Source organism: Litorimonas sp., assembly GCA_029936425.1.
Taxonomy (GTDB): domain Bacteria; phylum Pseudomonadota; class Alphaproteobacteria; order Caulobacterales; family Maricaulaceae; genus Litorimonas.
Map to the genome: position 1 here is coordinate 1 of JAPYSU010000045.1, position 3,037 is coordinate 3,037.

3 protein-coding genes are annotated in these 3,037 nt (G+C 47.1%); all 3 read left to right on the forward strand.

Translation table 11 applies throughout. From position 1 onward, the window contains the following. Positions 1–592 (forward strand): MBL fold metallo-hydrolase (locus ACN0IC_RS14795; RefSeq protein WP_416879544.1); only part of this gene is annotated, 592 nt, incomplete at its 5' end. Between the two features lie 126 nt (positions 593–718). Then, positions 719–2,239 (forward strand): aldehyde dehydrogenase family protein, encoded by a 1,521-nt coding sequence (locus ACN0IC_RS14800; RefSeq protein WP_416879545.1) that lies wholly within the window; start codon positions 719–721, stop codon positions 2,237–2,239. 78 nt (positions 2,240–2,317) lie between these two features. Further along, a partial coding sequence (locus ACN0IC_RS14805; protein ID WP_416879546.1) for a protein adenylyltransferase SelO family protein occupies positions 2,318–3,037 on the forward strand: 720 nt, incomplete at its 3' end.

The window sequence follows — 3,037 nt, forward strand, 5'->3', positions numbered from 1 at the left end:
GATAATGGCGCTTTCTGAAACACGAAATTTGTTAATGAAAAATGGTGATTTTTTTCTCAAAACAGTGCACGAACGTGTGGGAATATCTAGCGAAGACACGGTTGTTATTTTACCTAGTGTTACTGTTGAAGGTGGGGTGAAGAGTTTTTCTGGATACCCACTAAAATTAATCAGGTTTTCTGGTCATAGTGGCAATGATCTCGTTGTATATGACCCTCTGACAAAAATTCTGTTTGCCGGGGACATGCTGTTTTGGAACCGCGCACCAACCACTCCTCACTCTCCTGGAATTGATATCTGGCTGGAAGAAATAGACCGACTAGCAGAGCTAAACCCAGCAGTGATCATTCCCGGCCATGGCCCTCTCGCTCATGATTCGGGGCCGATTGAGCAGACACGTGCATGGCTTGTATGGCTTGACTCCCTGATGAGAGAAGGAGTTGCTGCTGGACGTTCTGCTAATGCGCTTATAGATAGTGATATTCCTGAACTGCTTTCTGATATCCCGATGGCAAAGTTTGAGCTAACCCGAAGTATTAGTCATTTCTATCGAAAATATGAAGATTCATGGTGGGAAAACGCTAACCGTTAAGACCAAATGAGGAGAAGAATTACTCCCTTGGTAGCATGCGTACTTGGGCCTCATCATCCTATTCTGACTATGCAGGCGCTACTTATCAAAGCGCGGACGTCAAGCAATTAGAAGAGGAATCAGGCAATGATTTATGCAAATCCTGGTAGCGAAGGTTCAGTTGTCTCGTTTAAAGAGCGTTACGAAAACTATATTGGGGGTGAGTGGGTTGCACCGGTGAAAGGACAATATTTCGATAATGTTAGTCCGGTAAATGGTAACGTTTTCTGTGAGGTGGCCAGATCAAGTGCGGAAGACGTGGAATTGGCTCTGGATGCCGCTCACCGAGTTGCTGGGGAATGGGGAAAAACCTCAGCGACAGAACGTAGCAACATATTGTTGAAAATCGCGGATCGTATTGAGCAGAACCTCGAGGCTCTGGCGGTCGCAGAAACGTGGGATAACGGTAAAGCTGTACGCGAAACATTGAATGCCGATTTGCCCCTGGCAGTTGACCATTTTCGCTATTTCGCTGGCTGTATTCGTGCCCAAGAAGGGTCTGCTGCAGAGATCGACTCAAATACAGTGGCTTACCACTTCCATGAACCTCTTGGGGTTGTTGGGCAAATCATTCCATGGAACTTTCCAATCTTGATGGCTACATGGAAGTTGGCTCCAGCGCTAGCGGCGGGTAACTGCATTGTTTTGAAGCCTGCCGAGCAAACTCCGGTTTCCATTCTCAAGGTAATGGAGTGTATTGGCGATTTGCTGCCTGCTGGTGTCCTGAATGTGGTGAACGGGTACGGTCAAGAGGCTGGTCAGGCTCTGGCATCCAGCAAGCGTATTGCAAAAATCGCCTTTACCGGTTCAACCCCTGTGGGATCTCACATTCTAAAGTGTGCTGCCGAGAATATTATCCCCTCTACTGTAGAGTTGGGTGGAAAATCTCCAAATGTTTACTTCGCAGATATTATGAACGCAGAAGAGTCGTTTATTGATAAAGCTGTTGAGGGTTTGGTTTTGGCTTATTTTAATCAAGGCGAAGTTTGTACTTGTCCTTCTCGCGCCTTGGTCCAAGAGAGTATGTACGACGACTTTATCGAGCGCGTACTGAAACGAATCAAGACGATCAAGCGTGGTAATCCGCTTGATACTGAAACTCAAGTAGGTGCACAGGCTTCTCGAGAGCAGTATGACAAAATTATGTCGTACATGAGTATTGCTAAAGAAGAAGGTGCAACGGTACTTGCGGGTGGTGGAAGTGAATCTCTTGAAGGGGACTTTGGTAACGGCTTCTATATCCAGCCGACCCTCCTTAAAGGTCACAATAAAATGCGCGTTTTCCAGGAGGAAATTTTTGGTCCAGTTGTAGGTGTGACTACCTTTAAGGACGAAACGGAAGCACTGCAGATCGCCAATGATACTGAATTTGGTCTTGGGGCTGGTGTATGGAGTCGCGATATGAACGTTGCCTTCAGGATGGGACGTGGCATTCAGGCAGGTCGAGTCTGGACTAACTGTTATCACGCTTATCCAGCACATGCGGCCTTTGGTGGATATAAAAAATCAGGCATCGGTCGTGAGACTCACAAGATGATCCTTGACCACTATCAGCAAACAAAGAACTTGCTGGTTAGCTACGATACCAATCCGCTTGGTTTTTTCTGAATGATTTCTCCTGGTCGTCCGTCTTGACGTCTTTTTGCCGCCCTCAGGGCGGCTTTTTTATTGTTGTGAGAATGAAAAATGCTTGAACTTCCTGATAAGCAAGATAACCCGTGGGCAGTTCTCTCGATATCCAATTCCTGGAAGACCCTTCCACCTATGCTGTGGTCAGCCCAGGCGCCAGAATTCTCGCCTGTGGAAGATTTGATTGATATTTCGCCTATGGCGCTACGTTTATTGCAGCTCGATGTTCAGCAGCTCCGGACCCATGTTGAAGGCGTCTCAACGTTGAAAAACCTTCATGCTGGAAACATTCTCTTGCCCGGTATGTCTCCGTTGGCACAAAAGTATGCAGGACATCGCCATGGGATATTCAACGATCGTATTGGTGATGGAAGGTCTTTGCTCTTGGGGGAAGTGGCTACGCCGTTAGGCCGTATGGAAATGTACTTAAAGGGTGGAGGAAGAACCCCTTATGCTCTTAGGGGCGATGGTTATTTGGGGTTGCGTAGTGCGATCAAGGAATATCTTGTCAGTCACGCTCTCTATGGTATCGGGATACCAACCAGTCTTCCGCTAAGTCTTTGTAATCATGAAAGAAAAATTTTCCGTAATCAGTTGGAGAAGTCTGCAACCGTGATCAGCCTTTCTCCATCTCATGCTCGAGTTGGCCATTTCGAATGGCTGGCTGCCAGGGGGAGTGCTGCAGGCATGAAGGCTTTGATTGCCCACCTTGGTGGTTGTTATGGCGAAGGTGGTGATATGAGCGTGGAGCAGTTTTTTAAACATTCTGTGCAACGC